The 20,551-nt window shown below is 36.1% G+C and carries 21 protein-coding genes and 1 tRNA gene; 10 read left to right on the plus strand and 12 right to left on the minus strand.

What is annotated here, in order from left to right:
- The first annotated feature begins 30 nt into the window (after positions 1–30).
- Both K9M53_RS09425 and K9M53_RS09430 read left to right on the plus strand, forming a co-directional pair.
- Complete coding sequence (locus K9M53_RS09425; protein ID WP_224014161.1) at positions 31–1,041, plus strand: PorP/SprF family type IX secretion system membrane protein; 1,011 nt, start codon at positions 31–33, stop codon at positions 1,039–1,041.
- A gap of 26 nt (positions 1,042–1,067) precedes the next feature.
- Complete coding sequence (locus K9M53_RS09430; protein ID WP_224014163.1) at positions 1,068–1,583, plus strand: hypothetical protein; 516 nt, start codon at positions 1,068–1,070, stop codon at positions 1,581–1,583.
- A 10-nt stretch (positions 1,584–1,593) separates the two neighbouring features.
- Here K9M53_RS09430 and K9M53_RS09435 read toward each other — a convergent pair whose 3' ends face one another.
- From K9M53_RS09435 to kaiC, 6 genes are all read right to left on the minus strand, one after another.
- Positions 1,594–1,923 carry a hypothetical protein gene (locus K9M53_RS09435; protein WP_224014165.1) on the minus strand — a complete coding sequence of 110 codons (330 nt, stop codon included), beginning with the start codon at positions 1,921–1,923 and terminating at the stop codon, positions 1,594–1,596.
- Positions 1,924–2,022: 99 nt separating this feature from the next.
- Positions 2,023–2,388: a response regulator gene (locus K9M53_RS09440; protein ID WP_224014167.1), complete on the minus strand. Its 366-nt coding sequence runs from the start codon at positions 2,386–2,388 to the stop codon at positions 2,023–2,025.
- A gap of 10 nt (positions 2,389–2,398) precedes the next feature.
- A complete protein-coding gene (locus K9M53_RS09445) occupies positions 2,399–3,607 on the minus strand; it encodes a sensor histidine kinase (protein ID WP_224014169.1) in 1,209 nt (402 codons plus the stop codon).
- A 7-nt stretch (positions 3,608–3,614) separates the two neighbouring features.
- Complete coding sequence (locus K9M53_RS09450; RefSeq protein ID WP_224014171.1) at positions 3,615–3,923, minus strand: circadian clock KaiB family protein; 309 nt, start codon at positions 3,921–3,923, stop codon at positions 3,615–3,617.
- 16 nt (positions 3,924–3,939) lie between these two features.
- Positions 3,940–4,224, minus strand: coding sequence for a circadian clock KaiB family protein (locus K9M53_RS09455; protein WP_224014173.1), 285 nt, complete (start codon positions 4,222–4,224; stop codon positions 3,940–3,942).
- Between the two features lie 6 nt (positions 4,225–4,230).
- Positions 4,231–5,952 carry a circadian clock protein KaiC gene (kaiC, locus tag K9M53_RS09460; protein WP_224014175.1) on the minus strand — a complete coding sequence of 574 codons (1,722 nt, stop codon included), beginning with the start codon at positions 5,950–5,952 and terminating at the stop codon, positions 4,231–4,233.
- 397 nt (positions 5,953–6,349) lie between these two features.
- On the opposite strand from kaiC, the gene K9M53_RS09465 reads away from it, so the two are divergent.
- On the plus strand, positions 6,350–6,943 hold the full coding sequence (locus tag K9M53_RS09465) for a hypothetical protein (RefSeq protein WP_224014177.1): 594 nt from the start codon (positions 6,350–6,352) through the stop codon (positions 6,941–6,943).
- Between the two features lie 44 nt (positions 6,944–6,987).
- Here the strand turns inward: K9M53_RS09465 and K9M53_RS09470 are convergent.
- Positions 6,988–7,061: transfer RNA gene (locus K9M53_RS09470), tRNA-Asp, on the minus strand.
- Positions 7,062–7,218: 157 nt separating this feature from the next.
- On the opposite strand from K9M53_RS09470, the gene K9M53_RS09475 reads away from it, so the two are divergent.
- The 7 genes from K9M53_RS09475 (at position 7,219) to K9M53_RS09505 (ending at position 16,123) form a co-directional block, all read left to right on the plus strand.
- On the plus strand, positions 7,219–8,202 hold the full coding sequence (locus tag K9M53_RS09475; RefSeq protein ID WP_224014179.1) for an acetyl-CoA carboxylase carboxyltransferase subunit alpha: 984 nt from the start codon (positions 7,219–7,221) through the stop codon (positions 8,200–8,202).
- A gap of 129 nt (positions 8,203–8,331) precedes the next feature.
- Entirely contained in the window at positions 8,332–9,315 is a 984-nt protein-coding gene (locus K9M53_RS09480; protein ID WP_224014182.1) for a Gfo/Idh/MocA family protein, read from the plus strand.
- A gap of 23 nt (positions 9,316–9,338) precedes the next feature.
- Positions 9,339–10,733, plus strand: a complete 1,395-nt coding sequence (locus K9M53_RS09485; RefSeq protein ID WP_224014184.1) for a sugar transferase — start codon at positions 9,339–9,341, stop codon at positions 10,731–10,733.
- Positions 10,734–10,810: 77 nt separating this feature from the next.
- Positions 10,811–13,639: a M1 family metallopeptidase gene (locus tag K9M53_RS09490; RefSeq protein WP_224014186.1), complete on the plus strand. Its 2,829-nt coding sequence runs from the start codon at positions 10,811–10,813 to the stop codon at positions 13,637–13,639.
- Between the two features lie 3 nt (positions 13,640–13,642).
- Positions 13,643–14,554 carry a GNAT family N-acetyltransferase gene (locus tag K9M53_RS09495; protein WP_224014188.1) on the plus strand — a complete coding sequence of 304 codons (912 nt, stop codon included), beginning with the start codon at positions 13,643–13,645 and terminating at the stop codon, positions 14,552–14,554.
- Between the two features lie 82 nt (positions 14,555–14,636).
- On the plus strand, positions 14,637–15,671 hold the full coding sequence (locus tag K9M53_RS09500) for a T9SS type A sorting domain-containing protein (RefSeq protein ID WP_224014190.1): 1,035 nt from the start codon (positions 14,637–14,639) through the stop codon (positions 15,669–15,671).
- An 89-nt stretch (positions 15,672–15,760) separates the two neighbouring features.
- Entirely contained in the window at positions 15,761–16,123 is a 363-nt protein-coding gene (locus K9M53_RS09505; protein WP_224014193.1) for an iron chaperone, read from the plus strand.
- Positions 16,124–16,166: 43 nt separating this feature from the next.
- Here K9M53_RS09505 and K9M53_RS09510 read toward each other — a convergent pair whose 3' ends face one another.
- The 5 genes from K9M53_RS09510 to K9M53_RS09530 all read right to left on the minus strand — a co-directional run bounded on the left by K9M53_RS09510 (position 16,167) and on the right by K9M53_RS09530 (position 20,436).
- Entirely contained in the window at positions 16,167–16,625 is a 459-nt protein-coding gene (locus tag K9M53_RS09510; RefSeq protein WP_224014195.1) for a CBS domain-containing protein, read from the minus strand.
- A 43-nt stretch (positions 16,626–16,668) separates the two neighbouring features.
- On the minus strand, positions 16,669–17,340 hold the full coding sequence (locus tag K9M53_RS09515) for a 2-C-methyl-D-erythritol 4-phosphate cytidylyltransferase (protein ID WP_224014197.1): 672 nt from the start codon (positions 17,338–17,340) through the stop codon (positions 16,669–16,671).
- 20 nt (positions 17,341–17,360) lie between these two features.
- The gene (locus K9M53_RS09520; protein WP_224014199.1) at positions 17,361–18,344 is read right to left on the minus strand and encodes a bifunctional heptose 7-phosphate kinase/heptose 1-phosphate adenyltransferase; all 984 of its coding nucleotides are present in this window, start codon (positions 18,342–18,344) and stop codon (positions 17,361–17,363) included.
- 6 nt (positions 18,345–18,350) lie between these two features.
- Entirely contained in the window at positions 18,351–19,772 is a 1,422-nt protein-coding gene (locus K9M53_RS09525) for an APC family permease (protein ID WP_224014201.1), read from the minus strand.
- 61 nt (positions 19,773–19,833) lie between these two features.
- Entirely contained in the window at positions 19,834–20,436 is a 603-nt protein-coding gene (locus K9M53_RS09530) for an OmpH family outer membrane protein (RefSeq protein WP_224014203.1), read from the minus strand.
- Positions 20,437–20,551 lie beyond the last annotated feature (115 nt).

A 20,551-nucleotide genomic window follows, 5' to 3' on the forward strand; every position in this document is an offset into this window, starting at 1 on the left:
CCCAATGTCCGTGCCATGAAAAATATAACAATGCGAAAACTAGTGTACATATTAACGTTAGTAATTGGAGTAATGCTCTCCATTACTTCCAAAGCGCAGGTTGATCCGCACTTTTCGCAATACTATGCCTATCCGCTATATCTGAATCCTGCTTTTACAGGTGTAATTGACGGAGATTACAGGGCTACTGCTATTTATAAGAATCAATGGTTAAGTGTTGGTACGCCCTATTCAACAACAGGCTTATCCGCCGACATGACAACGCTTACAGACCTCAACATTGGTATGAATATTTTGCGGCAAACAGCCGGCGAAGGCGGTTACCAGTATATACAGGGATATGTTACGCTGGCATACCAGGGTATGCGGTTTGATGCCAATGGATATAACCGCTTGATATTTGGCTTGCAGGCAGGATTTTTAACCCGGAAATTCGATCCTGCAAAATTAACTTTCGGTGATCAATGGACGCCGGGATTGCGTGTTGATCCATCAACACCTTCGGCAGAAATATTTGCACAAACATCTGCTTCTACTTTTGATGCAGGCGCTGGCGTTGCATTTTTTAATAGCGACCCCAATAAAAAAGTAAATGTATATGGCGGCTTTTCCTTGAATCATCTTACACAACCTTATGATCCCTTTATAGTAAGCGGCAATAAAAGAAGGCTGCCTTATCGTTATACATATTATGGTGGTGCAAAAATTGCTTTAGACAACCGCATGTCGATAACGCCGCATTTTATTTACATGCGCCAGGGCAATGCAGAAGAACGCACATTCGGCGCTTATATGCAAAAAGGCACAAACCGTGAAGATGTAGATGTGATGTGGGGTGTAAGCTATCGTTATAAAGATGCGATCATACCTTATGCAGGATTAAAATTCACCAATGTGTGGATGGGATTAAGCTACGATGCCAACGTTTCTACATTGGGTGCTTCTGTTCCATTTACAAACAGCATTGAGTTATCCATAACCGTTATTGGCAAACGTTCGGAAGAGAATCGTCATTATTTTTCTTGTCCGCCGCGTTTTTAGTTTTTGTTACGACAAAAATAAAACAGATGAAATTTCTACCTTTTGAAAATTACACCATAACAACAACATTATCGCAGCAGGAAATATTAAAACGTATTGCTGATAATATTGAACCCAAAAGATCTTACCGGTTTACATTTTTTCGTCCTAAAGCAAATGTTGCTTATGAAGGGAAGATCGTACAAAATACATTTTCTATAAACAGGATCATTTATTATAGAAATTCTTTTATTCCTTTAATAAAAGGCAATGTAACTGCTTTTTCAGATCATACAGAAGTTCACATTAAAATGCAATTACGGTATTTCACTTTATTATTTGTAGCCATCTGGCTGGGCTTTACAGGAATGATCTGCAGCTCTATTATATCTTTTATTTCAATGGATACCTATGCTATTTTTAAAGGCAAAATTCCTTCTATTTTAATATTGCCATTTGGGATGTTCATTTTAGGCTACCTTATTACTATACTAAATTTTACTATTGAAAGCAAGAGATCAAAAAAATTCCTGGCAAGATTATTAGAAGCAGGAGAAGAGTAAGATCATCCAATCAACCCTTATTGCTTCTCTCCCATTCGTCCTCAGGATTTTCTTCTTCGTTATCAGGGATATCTTCCGTCCAATCTTCATCCGGCAATATGTCATCATCCTGTTGAAGATCTGTTTCTACAGTATTTAAAGCATACGCCTGGTTATCGGTATCGTCCGTTCCTAAAACATCTAATTCTTCTGCAGAAATGTCTTCTTCATCTTCAGCTTTATATATATCAGCACTGGTGATATTCTTATTACCTTCTGCCTCTTCATTTGTATCGGCAAATTCAAGGGTATCGTGTTTCAGATCTATTTTAGGATCCTGTTGTTTTTCTGTCTTTTTCATACTAATTGATTTTATTCGTTTATATATTTACAAAGAACAAGCCAAATAAAGCAGAGGTTTTACAACAGAACATCTTATTCATTTACAGCTTTCTCCGCTTTATTGTAAGCTATCATGCACTTTATTTAATAAATAAGACATTTCAAAAGGCTTTGCAATGAACCCATCTGCACTATATGCTTTTGCTATTTCCTGTATATTGGAATTTGCAGAAATAAATAATACAGGAATATTCTTTGTCAATTCATGTCTCTTCAATTGATGACAAATTTCTCTGCCATCTAACCCCGACATCCAGATATCCAGCATAATAAGATCAGGCAAGTCGGCTTTTTCATAAGCAAAGATGTCATTGGCATTATTGCTGGTTATTACTGAATAATTTTCTGTCTGTAACATTATTTGTATAATGCTCAGAATATCGTGATCATCATCTGCTACAAATATCTTTTTAGGCGTTGTCATATTGTAAAATTTAACTTGCAATCGGTAGTTCAAAATAAAAAGTAGATCCTTGTCCTTCTTCACTTAACACGCCTATATTTCCTTCGTGGCGTCGTATTAACTCAGAGGATATGTATAATCCAAGTCCAAGTCCTGCATACGTGTTTTCTTTTTCATAATTAACCCGAAAAAACCGTTCAAAAATTTTGCTTTGCTGGTCTTTTGGTATCCCTATACCAAAATCTTTTACTGATAATTTAATCTTTCCATTCTGCAAAGAGGTGCTAACCAGAATATCTGAATTAACGGGGGAATACTTACCGGCATTATCGATAAAATTTGTAATTACCTGCCCTATTTTATTTCTATCTCCGTAAATGGTTTTTGTATTACTCAATATCTCTTTAATAGAATGTTTATCCAAAACACGTCCCGTTTCTTCAATAATTTCTTTAACTAAAATATTAAAATCAAAATGCTCTTTATGTAATTGCAACTGTCCTGTCTCTATTTTTTTCACATCCAGCAAATCACCTATAAGCGTAGTAAGCTTATTAACCTGTGTATCCACTTTGCTTAGTACTTCTGCAGCTGCATTGTTTCCTTCCTTCTGAAAATTGAAACGCAATATTTGTATATACCCTTTAATACTGGTAACGGGTGTTTTTAACTCATGGCTCGCAATGCTTATAAACTCGTCTTTCTTTTCCATTGCCTTTTTTTGTGTTTGTGTTTCTTTTTGCAAAGAAAGATCGGTAGCTATGATACTTAACACTACATTGTCATCAATTTCAATTCGGTTTAGCGATAACAATACAGGCAATGGCTTGTCTTTTTTAGCAAGTATTATTTCTGCTTTACTTTCTCCTTTTAACCATGCCTCATTGATAATTTCGTTTACAACAGAAATATAAGCATCAGGAATAATTTCTGCTAATGCAATGCCTATTAAGTTTTCCAATGGAATTCCCAATATATGGGCGAAGCTGGAGTTACAATAAAATATAATACCGTCTTTACCAACCGTCATCGCTCCTTCGCTCATTTTCTCGATAAATATCCGGTAGGTTTTGTCAGCGCTCTTTAGCGTATACAGTTCATGCCTATCCTCACTTTTTACAATAAAAGCATCTACTTCTCCTTTTCTTATAGATTCCAGTATGTCTCGTGCTTCATTTACTTCTTGGCGGAGATTCTCATTTTCTATTAATAGCTGGTCATATGTTTTGCCTCTATCCATATTTATTTCATATTGTTGAACTATTTAACTCAAGTCCATCCAATACTTTTTTTGTATCAGACATATTGCCAATTAATTTTTTTAGCGGTAATGGAGATAACTTAACTAATAAAGGCAATGCAATTAACTGTTCGGCTTTTGCTATAAGCGGTTGTTGATAAACATCTATAATTTCAAGTTCGTATTTATCTTTTATGTATAGCTCACAAATAGACTTTAAATTACTGATCGCTTTTACGGAATTGGGAGAAGCGCCGGTTATGTATAACCGAAATAGGTATGGTTTCGGGTTCGAGCTCGCACTAATCTTTCCCATTTTCACGTTTTGTTTATTAATCTTTAATAGGCACAATATTCAAGCCAACTAAAACTTTTTCTTCATTTGATAGATCACCGATTATTTTACGAATAGGTTCAGGTACTTTTCTTACTAATGTAGGAATCGCAAATATCTGATCTCCTTCTGCTAATTGTGGTTTTACCAACAGGTCTATTACTTCAATTTTATATTGTCCTTTTAGATGCATCTCACAATACTTTTTTAAGTTTTTTAATGCCGTAACAGATTTAGGAGTTTCTCCTGCTATGTATAATCGTAATTGCCATGCCTTTTCCATACTATCTTATTTTTTTTGATGGGTTTTAATATTCCTTCCTCTTAATTTTTCAATTTGCATCTTATTCTTTTCTATTACATCGCTTTTTAATTTTTGCTCGATGTGTTCATTTTGTAATTCGTCTTTTATGGATTCAAACTCAGAAGTTAGTCCTGCGATCTTTGCTTGTAATTCTTTTGCCCTTCTTTCAATTTCTTTATTTTTTCTACCTAAAGCATGTTTATTTAAAATCTCTTCTGTTTGTTTTTGCAGTTTATGAGCTTCTCTTGCAGAGCCCGTTAATACTCCATCAGCGCTTAAATAAACATCTTCCAAATGCAATCCATCACCGGTTATAATAAATTCACGAACCTGGTTAGAATGTTTCATTCCGCGACTCTTCATTATATATAAGCCACGGTTACGTTCTCCATTTAATTCTATGTCACGTATCGATATCCATGTATCTACCAACGATGAAACACCTTCGTCTGTCTGTTCATTAACTATATTATTTAATGATAAAGCTGTAAACATTACAGTTATCTGCTCTGTTTGCAAAAAATCGATCAGGCGGGTTAATATGGATTTTACTTCCCCTACATTACCTACAGTAATAAGATTACTTATAGGATCAAGTATGATCGTTTTAGGCTTAAACTGTTTTATCATTTTATAAATGACTACCAAATGCATTTCCAGCCCATGCAGCGTAGGACGTGAAGCATGAAACTTCAAGAATCCCTTATCAATATGTTGCTGAAGATCTACGCCGATCGAGCGCATGTTTCTTATGATCTGTTCGGGCGATTCTTCAAAAGCAAAATAAATACAACGTTCACTTTTTTTACAGATCTGATTGGCAAAACAAGACGCAATACTGGTTTTACCTGTACCTGCTGTCCCTGAAACAAGGATACTGCTGCCTCTAAAAAATCCTTTCCCGTCTAACATTTCATCTAAAGAAGAAATACCTGAACTGATCCTTTGAGAGGAAACCTTTGCCTCAAGTTTTAACGAAGTAACCGGCAGTACCGATATACCATCTTCATCTATCAAAAAAGGATATTCATTGGTACCATGAACCGAGCCTCTGTATTTAATTACTCTTAAACGGCGGGTAGATATTTGATTGTTTACACGATGATCCAATAAGATCACACAGTCAGATACATACTCTTCCAATCCTTCCCTGGTAAGCATTCCGGATCCCTTTTCTCCGGTGATCACAGCAGTAACCTTTTTATCTTTTAACCATTGAAAAAGCCTCCGCAATTCTGCCCTGATGATCGCCTGGTTATTGAGTCCTGAAAAAAGATTTTCGATAGTATCTAATACGACTCTTTTGGCACCTATACTTTTTATGGCATGGTCAAGCCTGATAAAAAGTCCATCGAGATCATATTCCCCAGTCTCTTCGATTTCGCTCCGTTCAATATGAACATAATCGATTCTTATTTTATTTTGAGTAACCAGTTTTTTTAAATCAAACCCTAATGACGTTACGTTTGCTGTTAGCTCTTCTGCCTTTTCTTCAAAAGCAACGAATACTCCCGGCTGATTATATTGCGTGGCTCCTCGTATAAGAAACTCCATGGAAAATAATGTTTTTCCGCAACCGGCTTCACCACAAATTAAGGTTGTTCTACCTGCAGGTAAACCACCATTTGTAATTTCATCGAAACCGTTTATACCTGTTAATACTTTAGGAAGAGAAAATAACTTTGAAGGGATAGTCTTTTTAATCATTTAATGAAAACTTTATTAATTAATCTAAGATAATTTGAAAAAAAGGTATAACTACTAAAAATTTATGCTAATTAAAAAATTGTAGATTTTCTTCCCCAACATGGCTTATTTTATGAACAGCAAATAATATGCAAAACTTTATAATACAGGTTTGCCATTATTTGTAAGAACTATTGCTATCATTCTTTGATTACATTATAATAAGATGATGCAACGTGAAAAATCTACAAATAAGAACAAGAGTATGATAAACTGCTATTCTTTCTACCTGCTTTACCCCTTGTCGTGGTGGAGTGATGCAAATAAAGGCGTTAGCACAGGCTAAATATTCGCTACATATAAAATCTGCCTGAAGGGAAGAATCTATTTTTATCTTTAAGCCAATAAAAAATACACAATGGAGACAACAAATATTATTAGCAGTAGCATACTACTACCTCAAACTTTAATTACGGTATTCTTTACATGGCGTATAAATAAAACGCTGGGATTGAAAGCATCACATAGAAATGATGAAAGAAATGCTGTAATTGAATTTTATTCTAAATACCAACAATGGTTTTTTACTATTATTCAAACAAATATTGGTATGGGAGGAATTGATTATTTAAAAGAAATTATAAAAAATAGAATTACAATGGATAGCTTTTATGCAGAATCGGGAATTAGCCAGGCAAAAGTAAAACTGCTTGTAAAGGATAAGTCAATTGTTGAATTAACAGAAAAAATAAATCTGGAACTTTATAATTTTCATATAAGATGGGAAGGTGATTATTCAAGTTTAAGATTCAATCTTGAAGACTACCATAAAATGTTTATAGAAAAGTATAAGAAAGAACAAAATGAATCTGAACTTGAGATTAAAGAAAATACCGAAGAACGAAAAGAAATAATTAACAGAATGATAAATAAAAGAGAAGAATTCAAAAAAAGAATACTAGCCTTAGATAACGAATTTACCAATAAGGTAAAAATATATCTTACTCACTAAAAAAATAAAAACCCGCTACCAGAGCGGGCTTTTTGTCATTTTTGCGGACCGGACGGGACTCGAACCCGCGACCTCTGCCGTGACAGGGCAGCATTCTAACCAACTGAACTACCGATCCTTACCTTAAACAAATATTTTTTGTTTTCGGGAGTGCAAAGATATAGGTTTTTTGTTCTCAGAAAAAAATTCTGTGAATAAAAAAATCAGCATTGTTATTTTAGGTTTATCATTCTTATTTTCACTACTTTATCTTTGCACAAAGAAAATTATTTACAATGCCTAAATCAGAAAGCCGGCAATACCTGGATTTTGAAAAACCCATCAGGGAATTATACGAACATATAGAGCAATTAAAGGAAGGTGCCGTAAAGACCAAAACCGATATGTCGGATTCTATTGCCGCACTCGAAAATAAAGTAATTGAAACCAAGCGAACACTTACTCAAAACTTAACGCCTTGGCAAAGGGTTCAATTAAGTCGCCACCCGGAACGCCCTTATACCTTAAAGTATATTGAGAAAATGACGGATAAATTCATTGAATTACATGGCGATAGAAATGTAAAAGATGATAAGGCAATGGTGGGCGGTTTTGCTGAACTTGATGGTGAAACCGTAATGATCATTGGCCAGCAAAAGGGAATCAATACCAAACTACGTCAATTAAGAAATTTCGGTATGGCAAACCCCGAGGGCTACCGGAAAGCATTGCGCTTAATGAAGCTCGCCGAAAAGTTCAATAAGCCTGTCATTACATTGATTGATACCCCCGGCGCATATCCCGGTTTGGAGGCAGAAGAACGTGGACAGGGAGAAGCCATTGCACGTAATATCTATGAGATGATCCGCCTGAAGGTGCCGGTTATCTGCGTTGTTATTGGTGAGGGTGCAAGCGGCGGTGCCTTAGGCATTGGTGTTGGCGACAGGGTATATATGATGGAGAACACGTGGTACACTGTTATTTCGCCTGAAAGCTGCAGCAGCATTTTATGGCGCAGCTGGGATAAAAAAGAGAAAGCAGCGGAGCAACTTCGTTTAACCGCTAACGATATGTTGCAATTTGGTTTGGTAGATGGTGTAATTCCTGAACCATTAGGCGGCGCTCATTGGGATTATACTGAAGCTGCTTCTATTTTAAAGAATTTCCTTATGCCGATTATAAAGGAATTAAAAACAATAGACCCGGAACAAAGATGTAACCAACGCATAGAAAAGTTTGGCAAGATGGGCTTTTGGCAAGAGACAGCTCTTACACAATAAAAGCCCATAACAAAACAGATGAAGGCTTAATAGTAGCAATGGCGACGAACGTATTGTGACACAACGATGCTGAATTAAGAACTACTCCTTGTATCAAAATAAAAATTATTTTTTAATCGCTACTAATTAATGGAACGCATTATGCTAAAAATAGGTGTATTGGGTGTTGGGCATTTAGGTAAGTTTCATTTGAACAACTGGAAAGAAATTGAAGGTGTGGAACTGGTTGGTTTTTTTGACCCTGATGATAATGTATCTGACCAGGTGGTTGAAAAATACAATTTAAAACGTTTTGCTACAGCAGCCGAACTAATTGAGGCGGCAGATGCCGTAGATATTGTAGCCCCTACGTCTCACCATTTTGAGTTATGCAAGGCTGCTATATTAAAAGGAAAGCATGTATTTGTTGAAAAGCCTTTGGCAAACACAATGGAAGAAGCCAGAGAGTTGGTAAAACTGGTAAAGGAAGCTAATATAAAATTTCAGATCGGGCATGTAGAACGGTTCAATCCCGCTTTTTTAGCATTGAAAAAATATTCATTGCAACCTATGTTCATTGAAGTGCACCGCCTGGCACAATTTAATCCGAGAGGTACAGATGTAAGTGTAATACTGGACCTGATGATCCATGACATTGACATTATTTTAAGTTTGGTAAAAAGCAATGTAAAATCCATCTCAGCAAATGGCGTAGCTGTAGTAAGTGATACACCGGATATTGCCAACGTTCGTATTGAGTTTGATAATGGATGTGTAGCAAACCTTACCAGCAGTCGCATTTCAATGAAAAAAATGCGCAAGATGCGTTTGTTTCAAAAAGATGCCTATATAGGCATTGATTTTTTAGAGAAAAAAACCGAGATCATAAAATTGAATGTGCCGGACGATACCAATGTTTTTACTTTTGATATAGAAACAACTACCGGAAAAAAAACGATTGCCATAGCGAACCCTGTGGTGAAAGATGGCAATGCCATTAAGATGGAACTGGAAGATTTCCGTAATGCTATTGTGCAAAATATCAACACTTCAGTTACCGTTTTAGATGGCTTCAGAGCAATGGATGTAGCGCACCAGATATTAGAAAAAACCGGAACCAACAGCTTGCCTTAATTTTCATACCTACTTATAAAAAATTGAATCAATCAAGGATAAATATTAAGTGGTATATCATTGTTGATATTTTAACAGCAGTACTTACCTGGGTTTGTTTTTATTATTTACGTACACTTATTTACGGTTGCGCTTTCACCATACCCCCTGGCTTTTATTTAGGATTATTTTTATACACCGCTGGCTGGCTCTCATTGCATTTTTTAACAGGGGCTTATGAATCCATTTACCGAAAAACCATACTGGACGAGGTTTTTAAAACAATACTTACATGCACCATCGGTTGCTTGCTATTGCTTTTCTTTTTTATTTTAAAAAACCCGCTTGTTAATAATGATGATTATTACCTGGAGTTTTTTAGCTTACTCGTTCCCGTTACTCTTTTAACAATTCTATTGCGTTTGCCTTTTTTAATAAAAGCCAAAAATCAATTATGGAATAAAAAAGTTTACTATAACACCTTATTGATCGGGACTGAGAAAAGTGTATCGCAATTCTATCAATCGCTTATCAACTCAAAAACAAGAGGCTACCGGATCACCAGCTTTTTAAGCATCAACGGCAATAAAGAAGCTATACTCCCCTCCAACATCAATCAATATAATAATCTTGACGATATTACTTCCATTATCGATCTTAATAAGATTGAAGAAGTGATCATTACGGTTGATAAAACAGACAGAACCTTACTCACACGCATTTTACAAAGGCTTAGCGATAAAAATGTAAACATCAAAATAACTCCCGATACGGTTGACATTATCAGCGGCGCTATTAAAACAAAAAACCTTTCAGGCATTCCGTTGATCGATGTTCATAGCGGACAATTACCTGTTTGGCAAAAAAATATCAAGCGTTTTATCGATATCATTGCAGCTGTTTTAGGAATCATTTTTCTATCTCCTTTATTGATCTTTACTGCCATTCGTACAAGATTATCATCCAAAGGGGCCATCCTTTTTTTGCAGGAAAGAATTGGTTATAAGGGCAAGCCTTTTACCATCTTTAAATTCAGAAGCATGGTGCAGGATGCGGAAAAGGATGGACCTGCTTTAAGCAGCACTGATGATCCCCGTATTACCAACTGGGGCAAAGTGATGCGTAAGTGGCGATTGGATGAATTGCCGCAACTTTGGAATATTTTAAAAGGAGAAATGAGCCTTGTTGGACCAAGACCTGAACGGAAGTTTTATGTTGACCAGATCGTGCAACAACATCCTGAATACAAATATTTATTTAAAGTTAAACCCGGCTTATCAAGCTGGGGCATGGTCAAATTCGGGTATGCCTCATCGGTAGATGAAATGATACAACGCATGCAATATGATCTGTTGTACATAGAGAACGTTTCAATTATTCTTGACCTGGAAATAATGTTACTGACCTTACGCATCATTTTTGCGGGAAAAGGAAAGTAATCCGCATATTGACCTTGTATATCTTGATTTTGATTTAGGAGTTTGGAATTTGTTATTTTTGATTAAACATCATCGTCTTGAAAAAGCATCTCACCTTATTTATACTCTTTCTTTTATTCTTCTGCACATCTTTCAGTCAAACTTATTGGCAGCAGCAGGTTGATTATAAAATCGATGTAAGTCTAAACGATTCTGCCAATACATTGGATGGTAATGTAAAAATGGACTATTTCAATAACTCACCGGATACTTTACATTTTATCTGGATAGAGCTTTGGCCAAATGCTTTTAAAAATGACAGAACCGCTTTTAGTGATCAGTTGTTGGAAAATGGGAGAACAGATTTTTATTTTAGTGACGACGACAAGAGAGGATACATCAACCGCCTGAATTTTAAAGTAGATGGCATCACTGTAAAAGCAGAAGATCATCCTCAACACCAGGATATTATTAAAATATTGCTACCGCAATCGCTTGCGCCAAATAGCAGTATAAAAATTGAAACGCCTTTTCATGTAAAGTTACCCTATAATTTTTCCGGCGATGGTTATACAGGCAGATCTTATCAAATAACTCAGTGGTTTCCTAAACCTGCCGTGTATGATAAAAAAGGCTGGCACGAAATGCCTTACCTGGTGCAGGGAGGGAATTATAACGAATTTGGTAATTACGAGGTGCAAATAACCGCCCCGGAAAAATATACTGTTGCCGCAAGCGGAGATCTCCAAAACAGCGAATCAAAAAATGCTCTTAAAACATGGCATTTTCAATTAAACAACGGTAGTGATTTTGTTTGGTTTGCTGATAAAAAGTTTCTTACCAAGCAAGAAAATATTCAGCTAGCAAGCGGTAAAAATATCAGCATAAATATTTATTATAAAAAAGATTCAGCTAATATTTGGACCAATAGCATTGACGCAGTAAAAAAAGCATTGATCGAAAAAAGCACCTTGATCGACGATTATCCTTATAATTCCATTTCTATTGTTGAAAATACTTGTAAATACAATTATACGACGAGTTATCCCAGTATCGGCTTATTAAAACCTCTCGGGAATGAAAAAGAAAGAAGTTACCTATTGAATCATTTAACAGGTGCGAATTGGTTTGGCAGTGCCATAGCCAATAATGAGCAACGTGAATTATGGCTTAGCAAAGGATTAAATGCCTATTATGATGATAAGTATTTAAAAGATAGAAATTTAACTTCATTAGAATTGGCTGATATCAAAAATAAGTTCCTTAAAAAAAGGCTACCGGATAATTCTGCCCAAAATTTATTAAGAACTGTTACCGGAATAGACCAGGATCAACCTACTCTTACCCGAACCGATTCTTTAACGAATTTTAATTATTTACTCTTGCCTCAGAAAGGATCCAATTTCGTAAAATCTTTAGGAACATTCGATATGGATACTGCAAAACTTTCTGTCGTACTTAAAGAATTTTATCAACGTTGGAAATTCAAACATCCGACAACTGAAGACTTTAAAGCCGTAGCAGAAGAAATAAGCAAGAAAGACCTGAGCGCATCTTTTTCTTATTTAAATAAACCAGGATATACTTTTGAATCAAAAAGAATTGATACTTTCCCCGATTTTCATCCTAAATACAACTTTAATAAAAAACTAAAACTAGCATCATTCTTTAGTTTTAAAGAGACTAACAAATACAATTATATCTTCCTCTCCCCTGCTATCGGTTATAATTATTACGACAAATTCATGATCGGTGCAGCTATTCACAACTATACATTACCATTATCTAAGTTTGATTTTTTTGCTACGCCCATGTATGGCACCGGCTCTAAAAAACTTACAGGTATAGGAAGACTGGATTACCATTTGTATCCTCATAACCTCTTTCAGCATATTGATATAAGCTTAAGCGGCGCTACTTTTACAACAGATCAAAACATCGATACTGCCGGCAATACCATATACAGATCGTTCTATAAAATTGTACCGGGTATTCGTTTTACATTCAGAAAGAACGATCCCCGCAGTACTATTACCAAATACATTCAGTTTAAATCATTCTTTATACAAGAGCAGGCGTATGATTATCCTGTAGATACAACTATTAACGGCACAGATACTTCTTTCAAACAAAAAGCTATTACTATCAATCAGCATCGTTTATTGAACCAATTGATGTTTGTTGTTGAAAATAACCGTGCCCTGTATCCTTATAGAGCAGAGCTGAAAGCTGAGCAGGATAAAGGTTTCATCCGCCTGGCATTTACCGGTAATTACTTCTTTAATTATGCCCATAGCAAAGGCGGTGTTGCTGTTCGCTTATTTGCCGGCAAATTCTTTTATACAGACCGGGCTACTGCTAATGCCGGCTTATATGGCTTTAGTTTGTCTGCCCCAAGAGGAGGAGACTCTTATAATAGTAAGGGTGGCGATTATACCTACAGCAATTATTTTATAGGAAGAAATTATTATCCTTTTAACGTGTCGGGCACGGATTGGCAGTTCTTTTACCAACAAGTAATGATAAAAGACGGCGGCTTTAAAGTAAATACCGATGCAATGGGAAACATTGAATCGGATGACTGGCTGGCAGCTACTAATATTGTTTTTGATGTTCCGAAAAATATAAACCCGCTTTCTGTATTGCCTTTTAAAATTCCTTTAAAAGTATTTTTGGATGTAGGCACTTATGCTGAGCCATGGGCAAACAACAGCGGCGAAAGCAAATTCTTGTATGATGCAGGCTTACAATTATCCCTGGCAAAAGGAGTTGTAAATATTTATGTTCCGATACTTTACAGCCAGGTTTTCAGCGATTATTATTCGTCTGTTATACCGGATAATGGCAGATTTTTTAAAACGATCTCTTTCAGCATTGACCTGCAAAATATAAATCTTAGAAAAATCATTCCGCAATTATCTTATTAGGATATGCCTATCCGCTATATTCAATATAATGAAATTGATAAAAGCAAATGGGACCATTGTATTACCAATGCTTCTAACGGGCTGATCTATGGTTATTCCTATTATTTGGATGCAATGGCGGGCAATTGGGGTGCGTTAATATTGGATGACTACAAAGCAGTGATGCCGCTTACGTGGAAAAAAAAATATGGATTTCATTATTTGTATCAACCTTTTTTCGCAGCAAGTCTCGGCGTTTTTGGAAATAACATAACGGCAGACTTACTAAATGATTTTTTACATGCCGTTCCCGGTAAATTCAAATTTTGGGATATTTATCTAAACCACGGCAATCATTTTTCACTGCCCGATTTTAAGTTATATGAACGCATGAATTATGTGCTTCCTTTGAACAAACCATATGAAGAATTATACTCAAGCTTTAGAGATAATATAAAACGAAACATAAAAAAAGCTATACAGCTTAATTGTACTTTCAGATCAGACATTAGCATTAAAGAAATTATAGCATTAGCCCAACAGCAATCAGAACACTTTTCTCCCATCAGCGATAAACATTATGATCATTTTGAGAAGCTGTACGACTATCTACATTCACAAAAAAAAGCCATTAGTTATGGAGTATATGCTTCAAACAATGAATTGATAGCCTCTTCTGCTTTCTTTTTTTCTCATAAAAGAGCTTATTATATTTTGGTTGGCAATCATCCTAATGGAAGAACTATTGGTGCATCTCATGCACTGATCAATAATTTTATAAAAGATAATGCCGGCCGCGATCTTTTATTGGATTTTGAAGGAAGTGATATCCGGAATATTGCCTTTTTTTACAGCAGCTTTGGCGCTACAGAAGAAAAATTTACAGGCATAAAGCTGAATCGCCTGCCTTTCTGGGCAAAATGGTTCAAGAAATAACACCACATCATTTCTGTTTTAATCTTTTTTTGATATCTTGTGTTTGCCTGAAAAAAATTTAACAATTGCTAAATCCCATCTAATGAAACAAAATTTACTTGCTACTCTTTTGCTTACCAACAAAAAATCGTTCACAAAAATTTTACCGGTACTGCTTTTAGTAACGACTGTTACCAAAGCTCAATTATCGAGCTATCCTACAACAATCGATTTTACGGCAGCAAAGCCTGCGTATATTACTACGCCTACGGGTACTAATTACAGCACTTCAGTGCCCGATTGTAATTCAAATATTACCGGCGGTATTTCCTATTCATCCAGCAGTAAAAGCTGGACGCTTACGGCAACAAGGTGCGGTTCACTCATTTATACCATTAAGCAACCAAGCACTGCCAGGGCTGTTACAGTGAGTAATAATCAAAACGGTGTTACCAAAACTACTACCAACACAAAAAACACTTGCGAAACAGACACGCTTGTTGTTAACTACGATGGTTCGGCAGGAAACATTATTATCACTTTTGCAGGCGGAAGTGGCGGGTCCGGCCAGTCTATTATTGCATTAACCGTTAATGACGTAACGGTTCTGCCTGTTACATTTACCAGCTTTAATGCACACCCGGTAAATAATACTATTAATTTTAACTGGAGTGTTGGAGTACAAACAAACATTACACGATACGATATTGAAAGTTCTGCCGACGGAAAATCTTTTTCCAAAATTGGTACTGTAGCAGCTGCGAATGCACAATCCTATTCGTGGAGTGCGGCTTTTAATGCTGATAACTTTTATCGCATAAAGGCTATTGATAATGCAGGAAATGTTTCGTACACAAATGTTTTATCGCTTAACGCCAATAATACACAAGCATCCATCACTGCAACAAATCCTGTCGTTAATCACAGTTTGACGTTACAATTAAATGCATTGAAAAAAGATAATTATGCTGTTACGCTTTATACAGTCAGCGGCGTAAAGGTATTTTCTACCGCAATAGATCATGCAGGGGGATCCTCTATAAAAACATTACAATTACCAACCTTGCTCCAGGGAATGTATTTTGTAAAACTTTCAGGCAAAAGCATGCAATTAAACAAAACGATATTTATTCAATAGTATCATTAATAATTCACCGGCTAAAACGCTTATCTTGTAACGAGATAAGCGTTTTAATTTTTATAAATAATAATTTAGTTTTAAGAGTTATGAACGAAGTTGATCAATACATTGCTGCATTCCCTAAAGAAACCGCAGCTTTATTACAGGAGTTGAGAAAGATCATTACAAAAGCTGCTCCAAAAGCGGAAGAAACGATCAGTTATAAAATGCCCGCTTACAAATACCACGGAGCAGTGGTCTATTTTGCCGGATATAAGAATCATATCGGCTTTTATCCTACCGGGTCCGGTATTAAAGCATTTACCAAAGAAATTGACGGTTATAAAAATTCCAAAGGAGCTGTTCAGTTTCCGTTAGATCAGCCATTACCTGTAAAACTAATTACACGTATGGTGCAATTTAAAGTAAAGGAGAATTTACAGAAAGTAAAAATGAAGAAAAGAAAATAGCTCCAGGATCTTTAAAAGACAATAGAGCTATTTTAAAAAAAATTTAAAGCACTCCGCTATATTCGTCTGTATCCAATAATGCATTGGTTAGACTTGAATCAAATACCTGTTCACGATTGGCTATTACCTGGCGCAGAATATCATGAATTGTTACAATTCCTATAAAACGCATTTTTTCGTCGTAAACCAGCAAATAACGTGCTTTGTGTGCATTCATCAGGTGCATGCAATGTTCAGCTGTATCTGTTAAAGTAACTACCGGCAGGTCGGTTGTCATTACTTCTTTTACCATCGTTGAATTACTGGCACGTCCTTTCAATATAACGTTGCGGGTGTAATCACGTTCACCAAAAATGCCTTTGTACTCTTCTCCATCCATTACAACCAAATAACTAAGATTTACAGAATTTAATTGCACCAGTGCATCGTACACCAATGTATCGGATGGAACAATATTAAAAACCTTTTGCTTTGAATCAAGAATATTTTTTACTGTCGTCATACTGTTTTTTTACTGCGGTAAGTTAGGTAATTTTTGTATTGATTTATTTTTCTTCCAGCATCTTTTCTGCAATTAAAAGATCGATGGGGTGGGTGATCTTTATATTTTGCTCCTCTCCTTCCACTAAAGTAACTTTTACGCCGAAATCCTCTACCACAGTAGCCTCATCGGTAAATTGTTCTTTATATTTCACATGAAAAGCCGGCAGTAAAATACTGCTTTTAAAGGTTTGCGGAGTTTGAATGAGCTTTACACTATTTCTGTCAATTGCTTTGTTCTGATCTTCTTCTACAATGCGCACACTATCTTTTGAATTAACTACGGGAATGGCAGTACCTGCGGCTAACGCAGTTTCATAACATCGATGTATCAATGTAGCACTTAACAGGCATCTTACGCCATCATGTACAAATACAATGCTTTCTTCTTTTATCAGTCCTAATCCATGCTGTACAGATGTAAAACGATTTTCGCCGCCTGTAATGATGTGAAGCATTTTTTTATCGGGAAAATACGAACGAATGATCTCTACTCCTTTTACAAAGTAATGCGTAGGTAACACCAAAATAATTTCAATATCAGCATAAGCATTTAAAAATGCAGAAATAGTATAATAAAGAATTGGCTTCCCTTTCAATAATAAAAACTGTTTAGGTATAGCCGCATTCATTCTACTTCCGTTTCCCCCCGCAACAATTACCGCATATTTTTTCATCTATGTAAATAATAAAAGATCTACAATAGTTGCTTGCACTCCTGCAACAGTTTTACTTTATCAATTGCCACCGTTCCTACTTCTTCACAAACGATACCTCCTGCTATATTGGCTATTTCGGACATTAAATGCATATCTTTTGTAGCTGCATATACCAGCGATGCCACAGCAATCACTGTATCCCCTGCTCCACTAACGTCCGCAATGTTACGAAGATGAGCCGGTATCAATTCTGCAGTTTTGCCTGATTGAGAAAAAACCCCTTTTTCGGATAATGTAATAAATGATATTTTATGTTGAAGCTTAGCTTCCAGTTGCGAATGGATATTTTCCAATGACGACAGATCAGCATTATCAGCTATAATGTTTAACGCTTCTTTTACTTCTTTCAGATTTGGCTTGAAAATATCCACCCCTTTATAAGCAAAGAAATTTTTTCGTTTAGGGTCTACCGTTACTATAATATTATTTTGCCTGTTTAATGCAATTATTTTAGCGATGCAGCTTTCTGTCAGCACGCCTTTATTATAATCTTCCAATATTATTACATCAGGTTTTTCCGAAGCGATGAATGCTTCAACGCTTTGCACTAATTTGTTCTCATCATCAATGCTAATATCATTTGTCATTTCCGCATCAAGGCGCATCATTTGCTGGTTGCGGCTGATGATACGGATCTTATTTGTTGTGGTTCTTTCTTCACTTTGTACCAGGTAATCGGTATTGATGCCGTTGGCTTTAGCCAATTCTATAAATTGTTTCCCATCATCATCTTTACCTAAAACACTTATTAAAAAAACATTGGCTGATAATGACTGAAGATTCAATGCCACATTTCCCGCACCACCTATCCTGAATTCTTTTTTTGAAACAGCCACCACCGGCACCGGCGCTTCCGGAGAGATGCGGTCAACTTTACCCCACCAATAAGTATCCAGCATTACATCCCCCACTACAGCCACTTTCAGTTTAGCAAAATGCTGAAATAGATCATCAAAATTCATGCAGTATTAATCTTTTTGTTTGTTTGCAATTGCAAGATAATAAATTGGGATACCTATAAGTACAATAAGCAAGCCCGGCCAGGTATATTCTTTTTTATATATAGCAAGTAATACACAAAATGCAATTGCCATCAATATATATATAACAGGAAGCACAGGATAACCAAATGCTTTATAAGGTCGTTCTGCATCAGGGCGTTTTTTGCGAAGAATGAATACACCAAAAATGGTAAGTGCATAAAACATCACTACCACAAAAGAGATCATATCCAGCAGATCACTGTATTTACCGCTTAAGCATAATGCGCAAGCCATTACACATTGTATCCATAAAGCCCATTCAGGCACTATGTTTTTATTTAGTTTAGATGCCTGCCTGAAAAACAATTTATCATTTGCCATTGTATAATATACTCTTGCTCCTGCTAATATCAAACCGTTATTGCAGCCAAATGTGGAGATCATGATCATGATCGCAATAATTTTTGTGCCGATATCACCAAATATGGCATGAGAAGCTTCAAGCGCCACCCGGTTGTCTTGTGCAAAAGCCAAATTATTTAACGGAACTGTTGCCAGGTATACAACATTCATTAAAATATAAATAATGGTAACGATCAATGTTCCCAAAAACAAACTCAGTCCTATATTACGCTTGGGGTTTTTAATTTCGCCTGCAATAAATGTTACATTGTTCCATGCATCGCTACTGAAGATACTGCCCACCATGGCGCTTGCAATAGCACCCAAGCCTACTGCTGTCAGAAGCGGCGTGTAGCTAATAACACCATTTTCTTTAGAGATATTCTGCAGTGTCCATGCATTATGCCAATTGCTAAGCCAGATATCTTTTTTAAATACAATGAAGCCGGCTAATATTAAACCGAATAAAGATAATAGCTTGGTGGAAGTAAAAATAGTTTGAATGATCTTGCCTGTTTGAATGCCTTTAGTATTTACAAATGTTAAGAACACGATCAACAAAATTGCCACCAGTTGCGCATAATGAACTTTTAATCCCAACAGGCTAAATGTATTGGCATCGTCCCACACCAATGCAGGAATAAAATAACCCGCAAATTTTGCAAAGCCTACTCCTACTGCGGCAATGGTTCCCGTTTGTATCACGGCAAAAAAACTCCATCCGTATAAGAAGCCGATCAAAGGGTTGTACGACTCTTTTAAATAAACGTATTGTCCGCCTGCTTTCGGAAACATAGCGCTCAGCTCGCCATAGCTTAACGCTGCAGTTAAGGTCATAAAACCGGTGATAAGCCATGCAAATAGCAACCAGCCGGAACTGCCTACATATTTCAGCATATCTGCACTTACAATAAAAATACCTGACCCTATCATAGACCCGGCAACGATCATGGTAGCATCAAATAAGCCAAGTGTGGGTTTAAAAGCAGTTTGGTTTTCCGACATAAAAAAATCCGTTTTGGTAAACGGAGTTGAAGATAAATGTTAACCTTGGTGAAACAAAATTTTACTTTTTCTCTTTTTTATATGCTTGATTCAAGCCGTCAATCACATCATTGGTAATATCCAATGTTGAATCTCTGTAAACAATCAATGCCGGCTCATATGAAAACACATAATTGAAATGTTTCTCCTTATTATAATCAGCTAAAAAATCCTGTACTTTTTTATAAATAGAATCTTTCATCCTGGAAGAAGATTGATAAAGCTGGTTATCCAGGTTTTGTTTTTTTATACCTAGATCTCTTTGTATCTCTGCATATCTTTTTGAAGCGGCTTCCTGTTGCTGCGGCGTCATGGTTGGCGCTTTTTGCTGAAGTTCTGCAAGCTCCTGTTCATACTTGTGCTGGTACATTTCCAGGTCGGCATTTCCTGCCTGTTGTTCTTTTTCAAAAGAGCTTTTCTTCTCTTTAAAATATTCATAGTTATTTTGTAAAGAATCCATGTTTATCCAAGCCATCCGGGATGCATTTACAGGTTGTGAGCTATTGGATGCAACAACTGTTTTATTTTTATTATCTGTTCCGCCATTGCCAGAATACTGTTTATAAAACAAAAACCCTACCGCGGACAGCAAAACAATATTTAACGCAAGTAATAAATTTTTCATTCGTTCTATTTTAGCGTGCAATATAAAAACAAACAGCACAACAGCCATATTTTATACGTTTTTTTGAGAAAGTATTAACCTGGTTTTACAGCTTGTTAACTTTTAGTGTTTTCCT

It is taken from the genome of Ferruginibacter albus, assembly GCF_020042285.1.
In the GTDB taxonomy this organism is placed as follows: Bacteria; Bacteroidota; Bacteroidia; order Chitinophagales; family Chitinophagaceae; genus Ferruginibacter; species Ferruginibacter albus.